18 protein-coding genes, 1 other RNA gene, 1 pseudogene and 1 riboswitch are annotated in these 23,553 nt (G+C 53.8%); of the genes and pseudogenes, 12 read left to right on the forward strand and 8 right to left on the reverse strand.

What is annotated here, in order from left to right; translation table 11 throughout:
• Positions 1 to 124: 124 nt before the first annotated feature.
• On the reverse strand, positions 125 to 1,672 hold the full coding sequence (gene glpD, locus QCD60_RS20950) for a glycerol-3-phosphate dehydrogenase (protein WP_279788152.1): 1,548 nt from the start codon (positions 1,670 to 1,672) through the stop codon (positions 125 to 127).
• A 348-nt stretch (positions 1,673 to 2,020) separates the two neighbouring features.
• Entirely contained in the window at positions 2,021 to 2,782 is a 762-nt protein-coding gene (locus tag QCD60_RS20955; RefSeq protein ID WP_104157016.1) for a DeoR/GlpR family transcriptional regulator, read from the reverse strand.
• Between the two features lie 384 nt (positions 2,783 to 3,166).
• On the opposite strand from QCD60_RS20955, the gene glpK reads away from it, so the two are divergent.
• A complete protein-coding gene (gene glpK, locus QCD60_RS20960; RefSeq protein ID WP_279788153.1) occupies positions 3,167 to 4,651 on the forward strand; it encodes a glycerol kinase GlpK in 1,485 nt (494 codons plus the stop codon).
• A 287-nt stretch (positions 4,652 to 4,938) separates the two neighbouring features.
• Here glpK and QCD60_RS20965 read toward each other — a convergent pair whose 3' ends face one another.
• From QCD60_RS20965 to QCD60_RS20985, 5 genes are all read right to left on the reverse strand, one after another.
• Positions 4,939 to 5,610, reverse strand: a complete 672-nt coding sequence (locus QCD60_RS20965; RefSeq protein ID WP_279788154.1) for a hypothetical protein — start codon at positions 5,608 to 5,610, stop codon at positions 4,939 to 4,941.
• Positions 5,611 to 6,461: 851 nt separating this feature from the next.
• A complete protein-coding gene (locus QCD60_RS20970) occupies positions 6,462 to 6,779 on the reverse strand; it encodes a c-type cytochrome (protein WP_279788155.1) in 318 nt (105 codons plus the stop codon).
• A gap of 267 nt (positions 6,780 to 7,046) precedes the next feature.
• Complete coding sequence (locus tag QCD60_RS20975) at positions 7,047 to 9,074, reverse strand: SUMF1/EgtB/PvdO family nonheme iron enzyme (RefSeq protein WP_279788156.1); 2,028 nt, start codon at positions 9,072 to 9,074, stop codon at positions 7,047 to 7,049.
• Between the two features lie 129 nt (positions 9,075 to 9,203).
• Positions 9,204 to 10,049: a 3-deoxy-8-phosphooctulonate synthase gene (gene kdsA / locus QCD60_RS20980; protein ID WP_279788157.1), complete on the reverse strand. Its 846-nt coding sequence runs from the start codon at positions 10,047 to 10,049 to the stop codon at positions 9,204 to 9,206.
• A 130-nt stretch (positions 10,050 to 10,179) separates the two neighbouring features.
• Complete coding sequence (locus QCD60_RS20985; protein WP_279788158.1) at positions 10,180 to 10,539, reverse strand: hypothetical protein; 360 nt, start codon at positions 10,537 to 10,539, stop codon at positions 10,180 to 10,182.
• Positions 10,540 to 12,138: 1,599 nt separating this feature from the next.
• Between QCD60_RS20985 and ltrA the strand changes: the two genes are divergently transcribed.
• The 11 genes from ltrA to QCD60_RS21040 all read left to right on the forward strand — a co-directional run bounded on the left by ltrA (position 12,139) and on the right by QCD60_RS21040 (position 22,897).
• On the forward strand, positions 12,139 to 13,827 hold the full coding sequence (gene ltrA / locus QCD60_RS20990; RefSeq protein WP_279788159.1) for a group II intron reverse transcriptase/maturase: 1,689 nt from the start codon (positions 12,139 to 12,141) through the stop codon (positions 13,825 to 13,827).
• A 230-nt stretch (positions 13,828 to 14,057) separates the two neighbouring features.
• Positions 14,058 to 14,154, forward strand: an RNA gene (ffs, locus tag QCD60_RS20995) — signal recognition particle sRNA small type.
• Between the two features lie 78 nt (positions 14,155 to 14,232).
• A complete protein-coding gene (dnaX, locus tag QCD60_RS21000) occupies positions 14,233 to 16,446 on the forward strand; it encodes a DNA polymerase III subunit gamma/tau (protein WP_279788160.1) in 2,214 nt (737 codons plus the stop codon).
• 1 nt (position 16,447) lies between these two features.
• Positions 16,448 to 16,774 carry a YbaB/EbfC family nucleoid-associated protein gene (locus tag QCD60_RS21005; protein WP_104155129.1) on the forward strand — a complete coding sequence of 109 codons (327 nt, stop codon included), beginning with the start codon at positions 16,448 to 16,450 and terminating at the stop codon, positions 16,772 to 16,774.
• Positions 16,775 to 16,776: 2 nt separating this feature from the next.
• Positions 16,777 to 17,376 (forward strand): recombination mediator RecR, encoded by a 600-nt coding sequence (gene recR, locus QCD60_RS21010; protein WP_104155130.1) that lies wholly within the window; start codon positions 16,777 to 16,779, stop codon positions 17,374 to 17,376.
• A 119-nt stretch (positions 17,377 to 17,495) separates the two neighbouring features.
• On the forward strand, positions 17,496 to 18,635 hold the full coding sequence (gene rnd / locus QCD60_RS21015; protein WP_279788161.1) for a ribonuclease D: 1,140 nt from the start codon (positions 17,496 to 17,498) through the stop codon (positions 18,633 to 18,635).
• A 4-nt stretch (positions 18,636 to 18,639) separates the two neighbouring features.
• On the forward strand, positions 18,640 to 18,930 hold the full coding sequence (locus tag QCD60_RS21020; RefSeq protein WP_279788162.1) for a YcgL domain-containing protein: 291 nt from the start codon (positions 18,640 to 18,642) through the stop codon (positions 18,928 to 18,930).
• On the forward strand, positions 18,930 to 19,379 hold the full coding sequence (locus QCD60_RS21025; protein WP_279788163.1) for a YcgN family cysteine cluster protein: 450 nt from the start codon (positions 18,930 to 18,932) through the stop codon (positions 19,377 to 19,379). Before QCD60_RS21020 ends, QCD60_RS21025 begins: the two co-directional genes overlap by 1 nt.
• Before the next feature lie 142 nt (positions 19,380 to 19,521).
• A riboswitch (SAM-I-IV-variant riboswitch) is annotated at positions 19,522 to 19,626 on the forward strand.
• Between the two features lie 36 nt (positions 19,627 to 19,662).
• Positions 19,663 to 20,010 carry a hypothetical protein gene (locus QCD60_RS21030; RefSeq protein ID WP_279788164.1) on the forward strand — a complete coding sequence of 116 codons (348 nt, stop codon included), beginning with the start codon at positions 19,663 to 19,665 and terminating at the stop codon, positions 20,008 to 20,010.
• A gap of 178 nt (positions 20,011 to 20,188) precedes the next feature.
• Entirely contained in the window at positions 20,189 to 22,075 is a 1,887-nt protein-coding gene (locus tag QCD60_RS21035; protein ID WP_279791046.1) for a VWA domain-containing protein, read from the forward strand.
• Positions 22,076 to 22,099: 24 nt separating this feature from the next.
• Entirely contained in the window at positions 22,100 to 22,897 is a 798-nt protein-coding gene (locus QCD60_RS21040; RefSeq protein ID WP_279788165.1) for a class II glutamine amidotransferase, read from the forward strand.
• 6 nt (positions 22,898 to 22,903) lie between these two features.
• On the opposite strand, the pseudogene QCD60_RS21045 reads toward QCD60_RS21040, so the two are convergent.
• Positions 22,904 to 23,453 (reverse strand): annotated as a pseudogene (locus QCD60_RS21045) (DDE-type integrase/transposase/recombinase); the annotation flags it as partial.
• Positions 23,454 to 23,553: the final 100 nt, after the last annotated feature.

Below are 23,553 nucleotides of genomic sequence, written 5' to 3' on the forward strand. Positions count from 1 at the left end.
TTTTGCAGACAAAAAAAAGGCCCTCAACAAGGAGGGCCAAGGGAAGTGCTCACACATCAACGCTCAGCTATATGAACACAGGGCAACAACAGGGAATGACATGAATAAACGGGTGATGTTCTCCTCAGTGGTTAGCTGCATTGGCAACGGCGTAGAGATGACTGGCTTTGCCATCACCGCTGAGGTAGTCACGCAGTGCCGCCTGCTGGCTGCTGTCCAGCGCCAGACCGAGTTTGCTGCGACGCCAGAGAATATCTTCTGCCTGGACTGCCCATTCCTGTTCGATCAGGTAATCCACCTCGGCCTGATAGAGATCAGCACCGAAGTGCTTGCCCAGATCGTTCACTGACTGGGCATTGCCCAGAATGCTGCGCGTCAGTGTGCCGTAACTGCGAACAAAGCGCTGCAGCATGGCTTCCGGTGCCCACGGGTAGCCGTCTTTCAGGTAGGTCAGGAAGCTGGCGTGATCACGGAATTCACCGCCGGGCAAAATGCTGCCTGCCGTCCAGGGCGCATGCATATGAGGGAAATAATCCTGCAGTCGGTTGACTGCTGCTTCTGACAGCTTGCGATAGGTGGTGATCTTGCCGCCAAAAATAGACACCAGTGGCGCTACACCGTTGGCATCTTCCACTTCAAAGGTGTAATCACGGGTTACTGCTGAGGGGTTATTCGCCTCGTCATCCAGCAGAGGGCGCACTCCTGCGTAGGTCCAGACCACATCATCGCGTTTGATTTGCTGACGGAAGTGCTTGTTGGTGACATCAATCAGGTAGCTGATCTCGTCTTCAGTCATATGGACCTTATAGGGATCGCCTTTGTATTCCAGATCGGTAGTGCCGATCAGCGAGTACTTGTCCATGTAGGGAATGACGAAAACAATGCGCTTGTCGTCGTTTTGCAGAATATAGGCTGCTTTCTCTTCATGAATACGTGGCACCACCATGTGGCTACCCTGTACCAGGCGAATGTTCTTCGGCGACTTGCGCTTGAGGGCGGTGTCGAAGAAGGATGACACCCAGGGGCCAGCTGCGTTGACCAGTGCCTTGGCGCGCACATCGTAGCTTTCGGCGCTACCTTCTTCCTGCAGTGTGACAACCCAGTGGCCGCCGTCACGTTTGGCATTGATACAGCTGGTGCGAGTCTTGATGACTGCACCCAGCTCGCGAGCCTGCATGGCATTGAGCACCACCAGACGAGCGTCATCGACCCAACAGTCTGAATACTCGAAACCCTTGGTGATCTCGGCGTTCAATGCACTGTTGGCACCGAAGCGCAGGCTGCTGGCAGCGGGCAGCGTTGTGCGTTTGCTGAGGTTGTCATAGAGGAACAGGCCTGCACGAATCATCCAGGCCGGACGCAGGTGCGGGCGATGTGGCAGGCGAAAGCGCAAAGGCCAGACAATGTGCGGAGCCTTGTTCAGCAGCACTTCACGTTCTTTCAGTGCTTCTTTGACCAGACGGAATTCGTAGTATTCCAGATAGCGCAGACCACCGTGGATCAGCTTGCTGGAAGAGGAGGAAGTGGCACTGGCCAGGTCGCGTTGCTCCGCCAGCATGACTCGCAGACCACGGCCTGCTGCATCGTTGGCGATACCGACACCGTTCACCCCGCCACCGATGACAAAGAGATCGTACATGGGAGTGGCTTGATCAGTGTTGCCCTGGCTCATACTTACCTCGTTGAATGTTCGATAAGTGACAAATTAGAAAATTTACGAAACTATAGTGTTCGTCTTTGATCCCGGCAAGTGAAAAATCATGAAAATGTTTTGCTGCTTTTTGTTCTCTTCATGAACGTATTTGAACTGTCCTGGCCATGATGTGCGCGGCAAGATTCATCAGGCACAGATTAGACAGGTCAGATGACAGTCAGTGAGTTGCTGCTGGGTGTCGCAGGCGAAAGGGGCAGGGAGTAGTGCGGTGGCGCAGAGAAAAACAAAGGGCAGGTCAGAAGAGACGTGAGAGGAGCGTAGGCCGCCCCTGCTCATAACAGGTTCAAAGGCGAAGCTAAACGGGCTTCACTCTGTGACGTACAGTTCAACCTGATGCTGGTTGAGTAGTTCCTGAATATGTTTGGGTGGTGCAGCATCGGTAAACAGGGCGCTGACCTGGCTCAGATTGCCCAGTCGAACCATGGCATTGCGGCCAAACTTTGATGAGTCTGCTGCCAGGAATACATGCTGGGAGTTCTGGATAATCGACTGGGCAATGCGCACTTCTCGATAGTCGAAATCAAGCAAAGAGCCGTCTTCAGCGATGCCGCTGATGCCGATAATGCCGTAGTCCATACGGAACTGGTTGATGAAATCACGCGTTGCTTCACCGACGATGCCGCCATCACGGGTGCGTACTTCACCACCGGCAATGATGACTGAGAAGTCCTCTTTGGCACTCAGAATGGATGCCACATGGATATTGTTGGTCACTATGCGCAGATCTTTGTGATTCAGCAGGGCGTGGGCCACGGTTTCGGTCGTGGTGCCGATGTTGATGAAAACCGAGGCGCCATCAGGAATGTGAGCAGCGACCGTTCTGGCAATTAGCTCTTTCTCCGGATGGTTCATGATCTTGCGGGTGGCATAGGCCGTGTTGACGGTGCTGGATTCCCATGCGGCACCGCCATGATGACGGCGAATGCGTTGGGCATCCGCCAGTTGATTCAGATCGCGGCGGATGGTTTGTGGCGTGACGTTGAATAAGCGCACTAGCTCATCAATTGTCACGAAGCCCTGCTGCTGAACAAGAGCAAGAATTTCGTCCTGACGGCGGTGTTGACTCATTGCGTGGTGGAGCTCCCTGTGCAAGAAACCTGATGATGGTGCTGACCTGAGCCGTTAAGCGGGCTACGGGTGCTGCCCAATGTAAGTGGTTAATACAAGTTGACGCTAATAATAGAGGGCCATCGAGATGCTCTCCAGTGTCATGATTTTTGACGTTTTCGAAAAAGAACTTGCATCTGGGATCGTCGCGGGCAGAATACGAACAAAATCGAACATGGAAAGCGTATGTTCCGGCTTGGCGTAGTAATAAGTTGTAGTGCGTTATCCCGGCAGCTTCGCGAGAGTAAAAGTAACGTGACAGCTCTGCACTGTGGCCGCGGACACGGACTTCTGACGCGCTTTCCTGATTCCCACTTCGAGAATAACTAGAAAACGGAGGCCTTCATGTCTTCTTATCTGCTTGCCCTGGACCAGGGAACCACCAGTTCCCGTGCTATCGTTTTTGATTTTCAGGGCAAAGTGATTGCCTCTGCGCAGCAAGAATTCAAGCAGCACTTCCCCCATGACGGTTGGGTGGAACACGATCCGGAAGATATCTGGAATACGGTGCTGGCCACCAGCCGTGAGGCCATCGCCAAGGCGGGTATTGAAGCTGCCGATATTGCTGGTATTGGCATCACCAATCAGCGTGAAACCACACTGGTGTGGGATCGTGCCACCGGTAAGCCTGTTTATAACGCCATCGTCTGGCAGGATCGCCGTACCAGCGACTATTGCAAGGAACAGAAGTCGAAAGGGCTGGAAGAGCAGGTTAAAAAGAAAACCGGCTTGCTGCTGGATCCCTATTTCTCTGCAACCAAGCTCAACTGGATTCTCGATAACGTCGAAGGTGTCCGCCAGCGAGCCGAACAGGGCGAGCTGGCTTTCGGTACCGTCGACACCTTCCTGATCTGGCGCCTGACCGGCGGTGAATCGCATGTGACCGACGCGACCAATGCCTCCCGAACCATGCTGTTCAATATCCATACTCAGGAATGGGATCGTGACTTGCTGGAGGCCTTTGCGGTGCCTGCAGCCGTGCTGCCAGAGGTCAAGGACTCCAGTGCTGACTTTGGTCAGACCCAGGCAGAGTTTTTCGGTGCGCCTGTTCGTATTGCCGGTGTTGCCGGTGATCAGCAGGCGGCGCTGGTCGGTCAGGCCTGCTTTCAGCCGGGGATGGCAAAAAGCACTTATGGCACGGGCTGTTTTCTGATTCTCAATACCGGCGACAAGGCGCTGTCATCCGCCAATCGTTTGCTGACGACTGTGGGTTATCGCCTTAATGGCAAGGTCTCCTATGCGCTGGAAGGCAGCATATTTGTGGCGGGCGCAGCTGTGCAGTGGCTACGTGACGGGTTGAAGCTGATTCAGCATGCGCGGGAAACCGAGCAGCTGGCGAAGACGATACCGGTAAATCACGGTGTGTATCTGGTGCCAGCCTTTACCGGGCTGGGCGCACCATTCTGGGATCCGGAAGCCCGGGGGGCGTTATTCGGTCTGACCCGTGATACCGGTATTGCTGAAATCGTGACAGCGGGGCTGCAGTCGGTCTGTTTCCAGACCAAGGATCTGCTGGCGGCGATGGCGCGAGATGGTGTCGATATTCAGACGTTGCGAGTGGACGGCGGCATGGTGGCCAACGACTGGCTGATTCAGCATCTGGCAGATATTCTGCGGGTCAATGTGGATCGCCCGGCAGTGATCGAGACGACAGCACTGGGTGCGGCCTATCTGGCCGGGTTGCACGTAGGTGTCTATCAGTCTGTTGATGATGTGTGTGGGCTATGGCAGTGCCAGCAGCACTTCTCTCCACAACTGCCCGAAGAGGAAGCCAGTGCTCTGCACAAGGGTTGGAGTAATGCCGTAAAGCGTGTCATGAGTACGGCCTGATCAATACATAGCTCTGTTCATAATGCAGAGCCTTATCCATAAGGGGGCTCTGCCCCAAAAAGCCTGACTGTCAGCTCATTACCATCGGCAATTACCCAGATGGATGAGTCATGCAGCAGGCTTTTTGCTTTTAGCAGGCTGTTGAAAATCTATCTGCGTTGCCGAATACCGCGTCAAAAACAGGCTCAAAATGCTCATTTAGCTCACTAAACTCCGCTTTTTCGCCTGTTTTTTCCTTGTCTCGGCTGCCTCGATAACGTTTTTCAACAGCCTGTTAGTGGTGTGGTTCAGGGCTTTGCCTCCACTGCTGGAGGTGATGTCTCGGCAGCCTGCAAATGGGGCGTGTCGGTAGGGGAGAGATAGCGAATCAGTTCTATTCCGCTATGAACTACCGTTGTTTGTGGGTATTGCTGGCAGTAGTTGTTGAGGAAGGTCAGCACCATGTCGTTTTGTACTATCTCACTGAGTGACCAGTTGCCAAGGCCCAGTGCGGCGGCACTGACGTAGCCCTCCATCCATGAGCCATAGATGATACGTGCCAAGGCACCGGTGCGTTTGTCATGGGCGTGGCGCAGATAATCGCTGCAACTGAATGCGCCAGCACCCAGCACGCTGCTGTACTCCGAGCTGGCAGCGCCGAGCTGTGGCGCCTTAAGCACGGCAGGCATGGCATCAATCAGCCATTTACCTTTTGGGCACAGCACAGGGAGTTGGTCCAGCAGCTCAGCGTGTTGCTGTTCACTGACGTGGAATGACAACCCTTTGATAAAGGCCTGCCCGGAAAGATAGCCCTGAGTCCATGACTGAGAGGCAATGACGCTGTCACGGCTTTTGAACGCCTGGGAACAATCCACATCACCCTGACCGTAGAGTTGATAACTCAAGTCGGCTGACTCAGCTTTGGCTTCGCTGCTCAGTAACAGCAGTAATGAAGCGACAAGGGTGACAAGGGATTTCATGGTGATTCTCCCATGCTTGTGGGTCTGTTCCCGGTCAACGTGTCCAACCTGATGTACTGCAGTTGCACATACTTAACTCATGGTACGAGGGCTGAGAATTATCAAGCGCCAATGCAGCAGGGTGGTGAAATGGTATTGATAGGTGAGAAAACGTCAGGAAATGAGCAGCTTCAGTGCAGTGCTAATGAACAACAGGAATTGTTCAGTAAGCGTGCATGGAGGTCATTACGGTACGCAGCGTGAAGCGCTGTGCAGGGCTGGTATGTCGAACGGGAATCAAGGGCAGTTTACTGAGGGGATTGAACCAAAATGGTTTCGACAGGCAAGCACAATCACCTTGCTCGGCAGTCAGATGATGTGAGGGTAAGTCTATAAGCGGTATTAACGAGCGCCCGGCCTCAGTGCTCTGCGTGGACGACGCAGGGCAACAATTTTGCAGCTGGACACATCGGCATAAAAGCTTACGGCCCGGCAATGGGGACACACGATAAGTTCATCTGAGCGATGAGCAATCGCTTGAACGTAGATGCCACTGTGGCATTGCGGGCAGTTCATGATCTGTTCCGGCATGGTAACTCCCTCGACTCAAAGCGGTAATCGCATGTGCCAGGTTTTCTGGCTCGTTCTATTTTTCTAACTGTCGTTTTGCGGGGTTCGTTCAACGTCGCGCGTAGTGGGGGTCTTCGTTGCCGCGACCGGTATTTTGTTTTGTCAGTCACGGGGTCTGACGTCTATATGGTTATAACCTTAGTCTGGGCATGGGATAGCGGCAAGCCAAAATTATTCATGCTGGGTGGGAGGGCTGGCGCATGGGGTTGCCATGTGCCAGCGAGGGAAAGGAACGTGTTCGCTTACTGTTGTGTACTGAAATAGGCGGCCAGGTCGGCAATGTCCTGATCGCTCAGGTTTTGCACCATAGGGTACATCAGCGCAGCCTGAGCACCCTTACGCTCCTGTGACTTGTATGTCTTGATGGCATATTCAATATAGCCCTCGCTTTGTCCGGCAAGGCGAGGATAGGTCGGCATGATGGGCTGGGCACCGCCCTGACCATGGCAGGCGGAGCATACTGCAGACTTGGCTGCGCCTGCGGTGGCATCACCGGCTGCGTGGCTGAGAGCGGGGAGTGTGGCGAGGGCCAGTGTGCATGCCAGTATTTTTGTGTTCATGGGTTCTCCTCAAATCAGGCTGTGGTTCACGGTGTTAATGATTGTTTGAATTATTTATCGGTGTTGTGGTCCGTTCGTATTGCAGCGAGTGGTGGCTAGTTGCATCGGCGCGTTCCTGATCTGCTGCAGGTCGTCATTCGCTTTGCTTGCCCCAGACTCACTAGAGTGTGAATAGGCTCTGGGTCTGTATGAAATGAATTCAGTTTAATCCGAGCACAAAGCGTTACAACCCGCCGTTCCCTTTTTATGTTTGGCGACTGATGAGCATCAAGGTGCGGCATATTGCTCCTGATCACTGATCTCTCGCAGTAAGCGGAATCCTGTTTCACTGTTGCGGTTGTCTGGTTCTGCCTGCTGGCGTGCGGAGGAGCGCAGTAGTGCAGGAGGGCTTCGCCAGGAACCGCCCTTGATGACGCGACTCATGCACTGCTGGTTTTGTGCATCGGTCGATCCGCTGGCGGCAACGCTGCCCTCGGTGTAGCAGTCTCCCACCCATTCGGAGACATTACCGCTGACGTCAAACAGACCATAGTTATTGGCTGGAAAGGCGCCAACGGGTGCCGTACGAAGGTTGTCCCATTCACTGCCACAGCTTTGGCAGTTACCGTGTCCTTTATCGATGGCGCCTCCCCACCAGTATGCTGTGCTGGTATTGGCGCGAGCGCTGTACTCCCATTCCTCCTCTGTCGGCAGGCGGTACACATGACGGCTGATATTGCTCAGCCAGATCGCATATGCATTGGCGTCATACCAGCTGACGTTGATCACTGGGCGTCTGCCACGCCCCCAGCCATTGTCATTCGGGAGAAGGCGGCCGGTTGCCTTGGCAAAAAGGTCGTAATCCTCAAAAGTGACCTCATCCTGCATCAGGGCAAATGGAGCGGAGTAACTGACAAAATGAGGCGCAAGTTCATCGGAACTGCCTCGCCTATCCTGATTGCCAATGTAGGCAGACCCAGAAGGGATCACCATCATCAGTGGGCCACGCATGCCATTGGCAAGCGCGTCTGTGAAGCTGTCACCTGCGCGCAGGCGGTTGGGGCTGGCTGCTTTCGGGGCAGGCAGTTTGCCCGGTGAGATATCGGCCGGTGCCTTCAGTGCGGGGTTGTGCAACTTCATGAAGAAGGCGGTGATATTGTCCTCCAGTTTGCGCGATCCCGACTGTCCGGAGGCCTTTTGGTAAAACTGATCAAAAAGCTGTTGTGCCTTGCGCAGGTCTGCTTCGGATTGGGGGTTTTGCAGGAGTTGCTCAATCTGTTCGGTGAGATCAGCCATTTCCTGTTGATGAGGAGATTTGTGCAGCACCAGATAAATCAAAAAATTGATGATGGCCAGCCCTGACAGGGTGGCACCTGCCAGCATCAGAATACGTCGTCTATCAAAGCGCTTTGCTTTGGCAGCGGGGCGCTCGGTGGTGAGGGGATGTGCCGGAGGGTCTTCTCTTGGCGTAAATATGTCGTCGATCAATTCGTTTAGCTGGCGAGTTGGGCGCTCCTCTGGAGCCACAGCCAGCAGCCGGTTGAGAGCCTGCCATTGATTGGTGTGCAGGGAAGGAATATCAGGTAAAGGAAAGCGTTCTGTACTTTTGAACAGTGGCTCACCCATCAGGAGTTCATAGCAGAGGCAGCCAAGAGAATAGATATCTGCAGCAGGGCTGAGGCTGGCCGGTGTTTGCAGTAATTCTGGCGCCAGATAGCGAAGGCTGGGCCAGCTGTCGTTGTCAGGAGGGATAACTGCGGATGCCTGACCTTCATGCAGTGTCTGGAAAATGCTGTATTGATAGCTGGTATTCAGCAGTTTCAGTTGGTAGTCACGTGTAATCAGAATGCTGTGCGGGTTGAGGTCAAGATGCAGAATACGCTTGCTGTGCAGCGAATGAAGAATACTCGCGGTGCTTTTCATGACGGCTTTTGCAAGCTCAGGTTTGAAGTGATGCTTGCTGATCATACTTTTAAGGCTGGCGCCTTCTATCGCCTCCAGGATGGCGAAGTGCCATCCGGCAGGGTCTCTGGCCACTGCCTGAATTTGCACTACGTTGGCATGATGCCAGTCTTCCTGTAAGGCTATTTGTGCTTCGATAGCTGCGGTATGACGATGGTGTTCAAACAGCAGGGGAGAGAGTATCAGCAGGCAGGCTTTGCCGCGACGACGTTCTTTCTTGCTGATTTCATTGGCGAGCCAGATATGTGACCCAGCGGAAGTAAACAGCGGGCGTTCAAGGGTGAAATGACGCTCGCCTGTGGTGAGCGCCATTTCTGTGTGCAGGTCGGCAAGCGATAATTGCTCTTCTACCATGCCCAAGCCTCGGCAATGTTTTCCAGAGTATAGTGCAGGACAAACCACTAGCCGAATAGTTGGAGTTTAGAGCACACACCGCCGAGGCAGTGGCTCGGTTGTGTATGCTGCCTTGACTGACTCTGCTGATCAGGCTGTCTGCAGGTCGGCGAATGATTTCACCAGCTCATCGATGGCTTTCATCTGCGCTAGGAAGGGCTCCAGTTTATCGAGTGGCAATGCTGAAGGGCCATCGCACTTAGCCTTGCTAGGATCCGGGTGAGTTTCAAGAAACAGGCTGGACAACCCCTGAGACATCCCAGCACGTGCCAGCTGTGTCGCTAGCTGGCGTCGGCCATCGGCGGAGTCAGCCCGTCCGCCGGGCATTTGCAGCGAGTGGGTGACATCAAACATCACAGGGTATCCAAAATCCTTCATGATGCTGAAGCCCAGCATGTCTACTACCAGATTGTTATAGCCAAACATGGTGCCACGCTCACAAAGCATCAGCTGAGTGTTACCTACTTCCTCACATTTACGCAGAATGTGCGCCATTTCGTGGGGAGCCAGAAACTGGGCTTTCTTTATATTGATGACACGGCCTGTTTCGGCAATTGCCGTTACCAGATCAGTCTGGCGTGACAAGAAGGCGGGTAGCTGCAGTACATCGGCTACTTCTGCTACGGGCTTGGCCTGCCAAGGTTCATGGACATCGGTAATAACGGGGATATCAAAGCTGGCCTTGACCTTTTCCAGAATGCGCATTCCCTGCTCAAGGCCCGGGCCTCGAAATGAGCTCACGGATGAGCGGTTGGCCTTGTCGAATGATGCCTTGAATACATAAGGGATATTGAGTTTCTGGGTGATCTGGACGAACTGTTCTGCAGTGGAGAGGGCCAGGTCTTCCGATTCCAGCACGTTGATGCCGCCAAAAAGGACAAATGGCTTATCGTTGGCTACTTCTATACGGCCAACCTGTACAGTTTTGGTGCTCATGAAAGTGGGATCCTGTGGCTCTAAAAGCTGCCATTCTACTCCCTGCCAGTAGAAATGATTAGCCTTAAGCTCCTGGTGCAAGGTGTCGGAGGTTTCCAGTTTGCTCTTGAGGGTTTGTACTTTGAGGCGCTCAGGACTCCGTAGCCGGGAGTGTTAATGCGGGGAAATGAGCAGCGAAACGCTCAATCCATTCCTTTGCTGCTTGTTCCAGTGCCAGATGGTGTCCTCTTGCCATCTCTGCTACCTGATAGGCGTGGATGTGGCAGGCCTGTTCGATCATGCGTGCCCGTTGTGCCTCATCCGGGTCGCAAATGCTGATCTGCATCTGAAAGCGGCGCTCTGGCAAGGGGCGGCATAATGTCAGCTTTCCCATCAACGGCTGGTTGCCGTCAAGGCCCGGGATATGCAGTGTCACATCGCTAAAGACGGGTAGGGCCTCAAGGCCTATCAGTTTGATATTCAATAAATGGCGGTGGTAGTGAGATGTCACAGAGCGCCTTGCGGAGTGAAAGCGCATGGCAGGTGGAGGAGGTTGTACTGTCTTTATACTTATCGGTACACGTACCGGGTGGACAATACATTCAGTGCGAATGTCCATCTGTAAACTCCGGATTTACTTCCTGTTTAAATTTTAAGCAAATATGAGGCCAGCTCTCTGGGATGCGAGATTGAAAGGACAGTTTGGCATTGCGCAGGTGAGTTTTAGCTGTTAGAGTACGCGCACTTGTGTGACACGTGTAGCGTGTCCTCTTGATACCCACAACCAGCTCCGGCAGGTGGGGGCAGCTCGTTGAGCTGTTGTCTGAAGAGACAGGAGCACTGGTAGTTACTTCGGCTATCAGGGCGCTGCCAGTGGGCAGTGCTGTCCGCAAGGATACGAAGGTCCTTTTGGCACGGATGTGCCCACCCGACGGTCTCCTCGATACGTCAATCCAGTCTCGGCTGGAGGTCTATATGGCAGAGGACGGGCAGACGCTTCGGCTGCCGGGGCCATCCTAATGCAGGATGGTTGTCCGCAAGGACGAGAAGAGCCTTTTGGTACGGATGTACCCACCCTGACGCCTGTCTCGGCACGTCAGTCCTGCGGTTCGCCACGGGAGTGCATATCTTAGCCGGTATGTTCAGAGATACCTGATTAATGGACCTTGGTCCATTGTTGTCGTCGTACAGGGTTGTACGGTGTATTCCGGTGACGGGATGATCAGGAAACAGTAAAGGGACACTGCAAGGATCGGAGCCCAAATCCAATCAGCACAATGAAAAATTGGACGTCGCTCAGGAGGAGCTGTAGGTGCCATAGCGGAAGTCCGTCTTCCGTTTTCACTTAATCAAGAGGTTCAGAGCTAAAGCTCTGTTTACCATTGTCGGGGTCCGTTTCGGCGGACAAGTCGACCTGTTGTACGACCAACAGTAACCCACGGGGACATGCAGGGCGGGTAACTGCCTTGTGTGAAGCTCCCCCGGAATGTAACCCTCCCGCAAGGGGCGCTGGCACTTTGTGAGAAGTGGCAGCGGATTCTCGGAGCAGTACCGGGTTGAGGGGCTAGGTTGGCTGGTAGGGGAAACGTAAGTGAACTGCTGATAAACGTCGTCAGTACTGACAAGCCTAAACTGCTGACAGGCTTGAACCAAAAGGTGTGTGGCCGGTTATCTCTGTAAGTGCTAGAGATACGTCGTCATGAGAGCCATCGGCGAAAAGGCAGTCCCTAACCCAGTCGTGTGGTAAGCAGGGAACGTGGTAAGACCGTATAGCCGCCCTTCGGGGCAGGAGCGCCGTGAGGCAATCTGTTGGCTGTGCGGTTATGGGAGGGTGGAGAAAGCGAAGGTCATCCGGTAATAGGATGGATAGGGGTTTTAATGTCACCCCACGGGAAACCGGGCAGACTTCCACTTGGCAGATCGTCGTAAGGCGGCTGTTACCCTCTTACCTTTGAGACCATTAAACACTTCGGTGAACCCTGAGTTCACCCTACTACACACTCGGCAGACCTTGAGTCTGCCTGTTGCTCTACCCCTGACGGGACAGTTTTTCCCGTCAGGGAGAATGCTGTCTTCGTTCAGGATCATGGTCTTGAATAAGGAAGGCAGCATGAAAGAACTGACGCGCGAAAGCGTGATGTCTGCGCCTACCGGCGGACCGTTGGTGTGGCACGAGGTCGACTGGCAACGTGTGCAACGGAACGTCAGAGGAATGCAGATTCGTATTGCGAAGGCTTGTAAGGAAGGCAAATGGCGGAGGGTGAAAGCCCTGCAACGGCTGCTGACCCGCTCACGTTCAGCCAGATTACTGGCGGTACGGCGAGTGACTGAGAACCAGGGTAAGCGCACGGCGGGAGTCGACCGCGTACTCTGGGATACGCCCGAAAGTAAACAACTGGCGGCGGAAACGTTGAAACGCCGGGGGTATCGCCCTCTGCCTCTGCGCAGGGTGTATATCCCCAAGAGTAATGGGAAGGAACGTCCTCTGGGCATCCCCACCATGCATGACCGGGCCATGCAGGCGTTATACCTGCTGGCATTGGCTCCTGTCGCGGAAACACGGGGCGATCCCAACAGCTACGGCTTCAGGATCGAACGGTCAACTGCGGACGCCATGGGTCAGCTCTTTGTGTGCCTCGCCAAAAAGGCGTCAGCCCAATGGGTGTTAGAGGCAGACATTAAAGGCTGTTTTGACCATATCAATCACGACTGGCTGGTCCAGCATGTCCCTACGGACAGGCAGGTACTGACCAAGTGGTTGAAAGCGGGGGTGGTCCACAAGGGCCAGCTCCAGTCGACAGAGGCAGGAACGCCACAAGGGGGAATTATTTCTCCGACCTTGGCTAATATGGCGTTGGACGGTTTGGAACGCGAACTCCAGCAATACTTGGGACGGACCAAATCGGGACGATTCAAGGTTAATGTTGTGCGGTATGCGGATGATTTTGTCATCACAGGCGCCTCGAAAGAGGTACTGGAGAACGACATCCGGCCTTGGGTAGAAACATTCCTGCATACGCGGGGATTGCAACTATCCGGGGAAAAGACACATGTCGTCCACATTGACCATGGCTTTGATTTTCTGGGATGGAATTTCCGCAAATACGGCGGCAAGCTCCTGATCAAACCAAGCAAGAAAAACGTGCAAGCGTTCTATCGCAAGGTCAAGGAAATCATCGACGCCAATAAAACTGCTAAGCAGGAGAATCTGATTCGCCTGCTGAACCCGGTGCTGAAAGGATGGGCTTTGTACCATCAGCCGGTGGTAGCCAAGGCAACGTTCAGCCGTTTAGACGACCTGATTTTTCAGGCGGTACGAAAATGGGCCAAGCGTCGGCACCCGAACAAGAATGCCTTATGGGTCATGGAGAAATACTTCCAGCCCATCGGGGAGCGTTCAAGGGTGTTTGCCGCCACGGTAAAGAATGAGTGGGGCGACAAGTCGGTGGTGGCGCTGTATGCGCTGGCCAGTACACCGATAGAACGACACAGAAAGATCGCAGGGGACTACAATCCCTTCGATCCCGACATGGAAGCCACAGGTGAGGCGCTGCGAATGAGTCGGATGCTGAATAAGCTGAAGTATCGTAAACAGGTTGCCAGTCTGTACACCCAGCAGAAAGGTCGCTGTGCGTTATGCAAGGAACCGGTTACCAAAGAAACAGGATGGCATGACCATCATATCGTTTACCGCTCACAAGGGGGTGACGACACACTGAGGAATCGGGTACTCTTGCACCCCGTTTGTCACGCTCAGCTTCACAGCCGTGGTCTGACAGTAAACAAACCGGCCCATTAAGTGGGCTTAGTTTAATCTGCTCGAGCCGTGTGCGGTGAAAGCCGCACGCACGGTTCTACGGGGGGGATGGCACAGTAATGTGCTGTCCCTACCCTACTGACGGCACAAGCCTTTACGTGAATCTGCGGAAACTTGTGTTAGTTTGATAGTGCTCTGTACTGAGTGATCTCGTAAAAAGGTTATAAAGTAAACGAGCAAGCCTTGTGGAAAGGCAAGTGTAATGGTGGCCCTGCCGGTCCCCCCGCAACAATAAACCGTGAACCCGGTCAGGCCCGGAAGGGAGCAGCCGCAGCGGTAGACTTGGGTGCCGGGGTGAGGCTGGCAGGACCGCCTCCAGTCTTTATCCCATTCTCGATTCTTTCCCGCTCGGTTGATAATGACCTCTCTGTGACGAAGAGGGAGTTAATGAGCTATCAGGTTTTGGCTCGCAAATGGCGGCCGAAAAACTTCCATGAAATGGTTGGACAAGAGCATGTGCTTAAAGCACTGATCAATGCTCTGGACAACAATCGTCTGCACCATGCCTATTTGTTTACCGGAACGCGCGGGGTTGGGAAGACCACCATTGCCCGAATTCTGGCTAAATGCCTCAATTGCGAAACCGGCGTTACTTCCAAACCCTGTGGGGTTTGTTCCTCCTGTCAGGAAATTAATGAAGGACGTTTCGTTGATCTGATCGAAGTCGACGCAGCATCCCGCACCAAGGTAGAAGACACCCGCGAGTTATTGGAAAACGTCCAGTATGCTCCTAGTCGTGGTCGCTACAAGGTCTACCTAATCGACGAAGTGCACATGCTATCCGGACACAGCTTCAATGCGCTGTTGAAAACCCTGGAAGAGCCGCCACCTCACGTCAAGTTTCTGCTTGCCACTACCGATCCGCAGAAGCTGCCTATCACTGTATTGTCCCGGTGTTTGCAGTTCAGTCTCAAAAATATGAGTCCCGAGCGCATTGTCGGGCATCTGCAGCACGTGCTTGCTGCAGAACAGGTCGAGTTTGAAGAGCCTGCCTTGTGGCAACTGGGGCGGGCGGCTGACGGCAGTATGCGTGATGCCATGAGTCTCACAGACCAGGCCATTGCGTATGGCCAGGGTCGTGTTGCGGCGGCCGATGTTGCTGCAATGCTGGGTACCCTTGATCAGCGGTGGGCTTTTGCCCTGGTTGAGGCACTGGCTCGGCATGATGTATCCCGGATGCTGCAACAGGTTGCCGCCCTGGCTGAGCTGGCGCCTGATTATCAGGGGGTACTGGCGGATATGCTGAGCCTGCTGCATCGCATTGCTTTGGCACAGGTCATGCCGGATGGTATAGACAACAGTCAGGGTGACCGTGACAGTGTGCTGGCGCTCGCGCAATTACTGCCAGCAGAAGATGTGCAGCTGTTTTATCAGATTGCTCTGACAGGCCGGAAAGATTTGCCTTTGAGTCCTGATGCGCGCCAAGGGCTGGAAATGGCATTGCTGCGCATGCTGGCATTTCGTCCCAGAGGGGTTGCCGTGACGCCGGGTAACGGTGCTGTGCAGATTGCTCCTGCATCAGTGCAAGCGGCGACGCCTGCGGTGGTTGTGGAGGGGGCAGGGCTAAAAAAGCCTGAGCCTGCTGCGATGCCAGCAGTGATACAGCAGACTGATAAGGTATCGCCTGCTGTCATGACTGCGCCGCAGCCCACTGCTAGCGCACCGAGCTCCGTGCCTGTTTCTAAAGAAGCGGCTCCTGTCGTGTTATCTTCAGCCGACAGTCAGGCCGGGATGCCGGTCGGAAATGCTTCTGGGGTCACAGAGCCGGGTGCCTCAGGTGACACGGCACGACCTTTAACTGAACAAGTGCTAAAAGAAACGTCAGTTGCCCCGCGTACTCCGATACCAGATACGGAACAGAGGGATACTGTTATTGCGCCTACGAACAGTGCCAGGCCAGCGGGGCATTCTGCTCCTGCTCCTGATGCTGCAGGCACACCGCCATTCGATACTCAGGTGCCTCTGGATGCCTACAGTGACTATCAGAGTGGAGCCAGTTATGCCGCGGCGATGATGGATGCAGGTGAGGATGAAGATGATTCCGAGCCCGGCGCCATGCTTGACCAGGCGGTCTACCAGGCCGACTATCTGCTGAGTCAGCTGTCCAGCCCCGAAGTAGTCAGTGCCGAAGCGGCATTGGATGAGGCGGAGGTGGAGGAGGAGCCGGATGTCGCCAGTCATGAGCCTGCGTTCGGGTACGAGCAGATCAGTCTGGAAACCTGGCCCTTGATTGCTCAGGATGTGCCCATACGTGGAGTGCTACGTGCTATTGTCGAGGCGACTGAGCTGGTTAGGGTTTCGGTAGAGGGGCTAGAGCTGACTTGCGAAGATCAGCAGCACTCTCTGTTCAGTGCCCGTCAGCAATCCTTGCTGGAAGAGGCGCTTGCAGACTATTTTAAACGTCCAGTACGGATTAGCTGCCAGTCTTCGCGGGGGTTGGTACATACTGCCACGGTTTACAAGGCGCAGGCCAGAGCGCTGCGCCAGCAACAGGCTGAGACCGCTATCCACAACGATGCGACATTGCATGCGTTGCTCGATGCATTCGAAGCAATTATCCAACCCGGATCAATCAAACCGGTCGAATTACAGAGAGGTTGACATGTTAAAAGGTGGAATGGGCAATCTGCTGAAGCAAGCCCAGAAAATGCAAGAGCAAATGCAGAAAATGCAGGAAGAGCTGGCAAATGCAGAAACCACCGGTGAGTCGGGTGCTGGTCTGGTCAAAATCGTGATGACGGGTCGTCATGATGTCAAACGCGTCACCATTGATGACAGCCTGATGTCTGAAGATAAAGAGATGCTGGAAGACCTGCTGGCTGCAGCGGTAAACGATGCTGTTCGCAAGATTGAAGCTGTTAACAAGGAAAAGATGGCCAGTGCAACTTCTGGCATGGGTCTGCCTCCTGGCTTCAAGATGCCCTTCTAATCATGCATTTCAGTCCACTCATTGATCAGTTGATGGACTCGTTGCGCTGTCTGCCCGGGGTTGGCCCCAAGACTGCGCAACGCATGGCCCTGCATTTGCTGGAGAGAGACCGGGTAGGTGCCGAACGGCTGGCCCAGGCGATGTTGAAGGCGGTGGAGCTGGTCGGGCACTGTGAAAAGTGCCGAAATTTAAGTGAGTCGCCCATTTGTCGGCTATGTGAAAGCAGCCATCGCGATGAGTCCTTGCTCTGTGTGGTGGAAATGCCGGCAGACGTCCTTGCTATTGAGCAGACAGGCAGTTACAGAGGGCACTATTTTGTGCTGATGGGGCATTTGTCCCCCATCGAAGGTATTGGACCGGAGCAGCTGGGTATCGCTCAGCTATTGAGTCGGGTTCGTAACAGTGCTGTTGAAGAAATCATCATTGCTACCAATCCTACGGTGGAAGGAGAGGCGACGGCGCACTACATCGTTGAGCAGATGCGTGCACTGCCGGTCAAGGTATCCCGGATTGCCCACGGCGTGCCTTTGGGTGGTGAGCTGGAGTACGTGGATGGAGGTACGCTGGTTCACGCATTAAGCGGGCGACGCTCCCTGCGCTGAAGCCGTTGGCGTTAGCTATCTCAATTGTTGTATCGGCGACTGTCTGGATTCAGTCACATGAATGAATCATGGTCAGATCATTGTCGTTGACTAGCGGATTCTGAAAGAGAGGTAATCGGATGACCGAGGCCATCATGCCAGAGTATGAATGGGTTGCTGACAATGCGTCGCTGGCCCGCTGCTGTAAACGTTGGCTGAAGCGGCAGAGTCTGATGATTGATACTGAGTTTGAGCGCACTCAGACTTTTTACCCGCGCCCTGGTTTGATCCAGGTCTACGATGGTGAGCAGATCACGCTGATTGATCCACTGAAGGTAACAGATATGGCACCACTGCGTGAGGTGCTGACTGATCCTGCCGTGCTGAAGGCGGTGCACTCCGGCTCTGAGGATGTGGAGCTGTTTATTCATCGTCTGGCAATTACACCACAACCTTTGTTCGACACGCAGATTGCTGCGGCCTATGCCGGTGTTGGCCAGGGGATGGGATTTCAGCGACTGGTTGAAAGCCTGACGGGAACGGTATTGTCCAAGGAGCAGACTCGCTCGGACTGGCTGCAGCGACCTCTGTCTGAAGCTCAATGTCACTATGCCAGTGAAGATGTGTTCTGGCTGCTACCGGTTTTTGAAGAGCTTTACGCCAAATTACAGACTTTGGGGCGCCTCCGCTGGCTGCTGGATGATACCTCTGAGCAGGTTGCCCAGATTGCCCGGGGAGTAGCTCCACAGGACTATTACGCCAAGGTGAAAATGGCCTGGCAGTTGAAGCCGCGTGAACTGGCTATCCTGCGTGATCTGTGTGACTGGCGAGAAGGTATTGCGCGATCTCAGGATCTGTCACGGAATATGGTGATGCCTGATCGTGTACTGTTTGAAGTTGCCAAGCGTAAACCCTTTAAACTCGAACAGTTGATGGGGATTGAAGGGGCTAGGGCTCATCTGGTCAAGCGCCATGGTAAAACGGTGCTGGCGATCGTAGAGGCGGTGCGGGCATTGCCTGACGAAGCCTTGCCGCCTGCGCTGCCCAAGCCGTTATCCAAATCTGCCCAGCAGAGACTAAATACCATTCGTGGGCGTATCGACACCGTTGCTGAACCATTGAACGTGCCGGTGGATATGCTGGCACGCAAGCGAGATCTTGAGGTACTGGCGCGTCGCCCCGAACTGCTGGCACTGCCTGACAAATGGCCTGTGGGCCTGCAAGGCTGGCGTGGAGAGTTGTTGAGCGAGTGTTTGAGCTCGTTGCGTTTTAATGAGTAGAAAAATGAAGCCTGTCCTCTGCAGTATTTATAAAAGCCCCAAGCGGGATGAAATGTACCTCTACGTGCTCAAGCAGGAGCAGTTTGCCAAAGTGCCAGAGTTGTTGCTGGAGCAGTTTGGCAAGCCTGTTCATGTGTTCGACATGCTGTTGAAGGCTGATCGTAAACTTGCTCGAGCGAAGGTCGAAGATGTGCTGGCGGCAATAGAGAGTCAGGGCTTCTTTTTGCAGATGCCCCCTCCCAAAGAGGCATACATGCTGGATAACTATCGAGCGCCGACAGAGGGTCGCTACTGATGTTGCGTGAGCATTTCTGGGATCAGTATTCCCTCGAAGAGCTGAACCACGATGAGTGGGAAGCATTGTGCGATGGTTGTGGTAAATGCTGCCTGCACAAGCTTGAAGATGAGGACACCGGTGAGATTTACCATACTCGGGTTGCTTGCAAGGAGCTGGACATCAAGTCTGGTGGTTGTATGCACTATGAAGACCGATTGTCACGTGTACCAGATTGTGTACAAATGACGCCGGAGCTTGTTCGTAGTGTCAACTGGCTGCATCCGTCGTGTGCGTACCGACGGGTTGCAGAAAAAAGAGGGCTGCCCGACTGGCATCCTCTCATTAGTGGCAAAGCTGCAACTAGCAAGACTGGGCGCATTAAACTGAAGCGGCTGGCTATCAGTGAGAGAGTGGTGCCTGTGGATGCCGACTGGGAATTGTTGATTGTCGATATCACTGACTTGTGATGTTCCGCAATAATTTCTTGTTGAGTGCTTGAAACGCCTTGGGGCTTTGGGTAAATTCTTTCGCGCGTTCATCGACTGATTCAAACATCTCTTTCAAATTTAGATGCTGTTCGGTCGATGTGAAAACTGAATTAATAATAGCTATATGCATCAAGAGTAGGGCTGACGTCCTCGCCAACCTGCCTAACCTGGGCAAGGTGGACTCCCGTAAGGGAGATGCGGCCAACTGGCAACCAAACAGGCCTTTCTCACGTCAGCTCTCATAAAACCATGGGAGCCTCAAATGCTAGATACCCCCACCACCGATTTCGACTCCTGCAGCAGCGACCTGAGTTCGCCTGTTTCAGCTCCCTTTACCTCTCCTCAATGGATTTTTCACCGCGAGCACAATTGTGCGCTCCGAATCTGGACCGCCGAAGGGAAGCGCAAGGATGCATGGGGATTGGCATGGGCGACTACTTTCCTCTATGTCGAGTATTGTGCGGGTAAAAATCGCCACGCCTATCGTTGTTACGAGTTTCGTTTTGGTATCTCAATTCAACAGTGGCTTGTAGATGTCTTTGAGCGTCAGTTGTTCGCTGATCTTAATGTTGCTGAAACACAGCGCTGGCAGCAGGCAGAGTCTGTGTAAATCACAGACTCTCAGCAATCCAATGAAGTCTGATAATCATAAATGCCGGTAGCTTGAGCTTTTTTTCTGATGCTCTAGGCGCTGCTATTCATCTTTGCTATAAGTTAGCCAGAAGAAATGTCTGGTAACAGACTACTTTCATGATCACCTTTCTTATGGGATGGATATGTTAGTGGGGATGGATGTGCGCGCTATACGTACTTGTTGTTCCTGGCTTATTGCTGCTTGTCTGGCATTCTCTGTCGGAAGTGCAATAGCTGCCCCCTCGGATGTGCGGCTGCTGGTCGATGTGTCCGGCAGTATGAAGCAGAACGATCCGAGCAATCTGCGTGTGCCTGCTGTTCAGCTGTTGGCACAGCTGATTCCTTCAGGCAGCCAGGCTGGATTCTGGAACTTTGGTAATCAGCCCTACACCTTAATGGCGCATGGCATGGTCAGTGAGGCCTGGCGCAAGGCGGCGGTACAGAGTGCTGATCGAATCACTAGTAGTGATCAGTGGACGGATATTGCCGCCGCCTTGAAGCAGGCGGCCGCGGCCAAAACGCAGGGTAGCATTCCCCAGCATATTATTTTGCTGTCAGATGGTATGGTCGATCTTGATCAGGACAAAGCCAGAAACGCGGCGTCCCGTAATGAAATTGTCGACTCTATTCTCCCGCAGCTGGCCAAAGCCGGCTTTCATGTGCACACCATCGCACTGTCTGATCAAGCAGATAAAGAACTGCTATCGTTGCTGGCTAAGCGCACCGGCGGCATGTTTGCCGAAGCGCGCAGTGCAGATGACCTTGCACGAATATTTGCACGTATTCTGGAAACGGCCGCGCCTGCAGAGCAGCTACCTCTGGTAGGTAATACCTTTGATGTGGACCGCACCATTCAGGAGTTCACGCTGTTAGCGTTCAGGGTGCCAACATCACCGGCACTGACCCTGACCACGCCTGACAAGAAAACCTACACCATGAGCCAGCATGACCCGAATGTACGCTGGTATCACGACCAGGGGTACGACATCGTCACCGTGCGCAAGCCGGAAGAAGGAAAATGGTCTCTGAAGGCAGATGTCGATCCACAAAATCGCGTCACCATCGTGAGTGATTTCAATCTGAACGTAGAGCCTTTGCCTGCATCGGCCTATCTTGGAGAGAAGCTTGACCTGAAATTCTCGTTCCAGGAGAAAGGCAAGAATATCGTTATCCCTGCCTTTCACCAGATCATGGAAAACAGCCTGAGGGTGCTGTTCCCTGACTCGCAATTGCAGATCTACAAGATTGGTACTGAGTATCTGCAACTCCCTGAAGGCGTATATGACAAGCCGCTGGATATGCTCACGCAGCCAGGGCAGTACGAGCTGAAAGTAGTGGTGGATGGCAAGACCTTCCGTCGACTGGTATCGATGCCGATCACCATTCATGCGCCACTGGAGTTGAAGGGTAAAGCTGATACCACTGATGGCAACGCGAAAATTGTGGTCGAGGCCAGACCTGATACGGATGCCCTCAAGCCGGAAGCCAGTCAGGTCAAGGTGATCATGACAGATAAGGACAACAAACAAACCAGTGCCAACATGGTGTGGATGCCGGAAGAGAAGCGCTGGGTCGCTGAGCTGAAGCCAGAGCAGCAGGGCGATGTCACTATCAAAGCCGAGGTCAATGGCCAGCTTCAGGACGGTAAGGCGATATCGTTCTCTCCGCCGCCAGTCGAAGTAAATTTTGCTGTTGAAAATGCGCCCAAGATCGAAAAGGCTAACATCGAGACACAGGTTGCTTCAGGCATGGCAATAGAGCAGCCCATGGTCGCCTCTCCTTCTCCCGCCGCTGCGGAAAAAGAAGTGTCTGATCCCAGTGGTGTAAAAATCACCAATGAGAAAGGGGAAGAGGTGAAAGCGCCAGAGCAGCCTCCAGAGCCTCCTGCAACGATAGAAGAGGAGCAGGGCACCAACTGGATTCTGATTGGCAGCATTGTCGGTATTAACCTGTTCCTGGTCGCAGGTGGCATACTGGCGTTCCGTGCGCTGATGAAGCGCAAGAAAGCCAAAGATGCGGCAGAAGATCAGCAGGTTGTTTAACCTCCATCCCGGAGTTGGGTACTAATGTGTGAATTGCTTGGCATGAGTGCCAATGTGCCAACCGATATATGCTTCAGCTTTACCGGTTTGATGCAGCGTGGTGGGGGAACAGGCCCCCACCGTGATGGTTGGGGAATTGCGTTCTATGAAGGCAAGGGGTGTCGTACCTTCCATGACCCTGGTCCCAGCGTCAACTCAGAGATTGCGCGTCTGGTGCAGCGTCATCCGATCAAAAGCCATATTGTCATCAGTCATATCCGCCAGGCCAATGTAGGGCAGGTATGTCTGGAGAACACACATCCTTTCAGTCGTGAGCTGTGGGGGCGTCATTGGACCTATGCGCACAATGGGCAGCTGACGGCAGAGGTTTTCAGCTGGCCTGTCGATATCTACCAGCCTGTCGGCACTACTGACAGCGAACAGGCATTCTGCTGGTTGCTGGGGCAGATCAGACAACAGTTTCCGCAGCCTCCGGCAGATGAAATACAGCAGCAAAGACTGAATGATCTGATCAGGCGGTGCTGCGATCAGCTGCGCGGTCTGGGTGTGTTCAACATGATGCTGAGCGATGCAGAGCGTCTGTACGTATACTGCACGACCAAACTGCACTGGATCACCCGTCGTGCACCTTTTGGCCAGGCGGTGCTCTCAGATGCTGATCTCAGCGTCGATTTTGGTACAGAGACCACTCCCAATGATGTAGTGACGATGATTGCGACGATGCCTCTGACCACCAATGAAGTTTGGCAACCTCTCCATGTTGGTGAGTTACTGGTCTTTCGATTAGGGCTGATAGAGGCTCATTTGGGGCGCGAAGAGTAGTCTTAGTTACTGGCTGGATGACGGTGACGAGAGAAAAGAGCAGGAACTGCAGTGGTCAGCTATTTCCGGATAGCTTCTTAGCATCTTTTCCCTCATCGCCGGGGTTAAACCACCGTTGTGGCCATGAGGCCTCTGTTCGTTGTAATAGCTCATCAGGTAGTCACCGATATCCTTGGTCGCCTGATCCGGCTGGTGTATCCACACTTCGGCACCCACTCACTTTTCACACTGCGAAAGAGCCGCTCCATAGGTGCATTGACGCTCCTATGTCAAGGCACCCGTACTGATTCTGCCAGGTCCGCAAGGTCAGCGTCGTATCCACAGTGGCAGACATCGCCCAGCCCACCACTCGACGGGCATAAAGGTCCATCACAACAGCAAGATAGGACCACTGCTCACCCGTCCATATGTAGGTGATATCGCCACACCACACCTGATTGGGCTGCACGGTATCAAAAGCACGATCCAGACGATTCGGCACCACCGCATGCATCTGCCGGGCCTGCTTATAACGATGTCTCTCCGGTTGACGGCTCATGAGACAGGCTTCCCTTACGGAAGAGCCTTTCTCGGTCACTAACGCGATGGCCTCCAGTTTGAACTCTGGCGTAAAGGGCTGACGACGTTTGCTCATAAACAAGACACCTCACTGAGCG

Origin of the sequence: Pokkaliibacter sp. MBI-7 (assembly GCF_029846635.1) — a bacterium.
In the GTDB taxonomy this organism is placed as follows: Bacteria; Pseudomonadota; Gammaproteobacteria; order Pseudomonadales; family Balneatricaceae; genus Pokkaliibacter.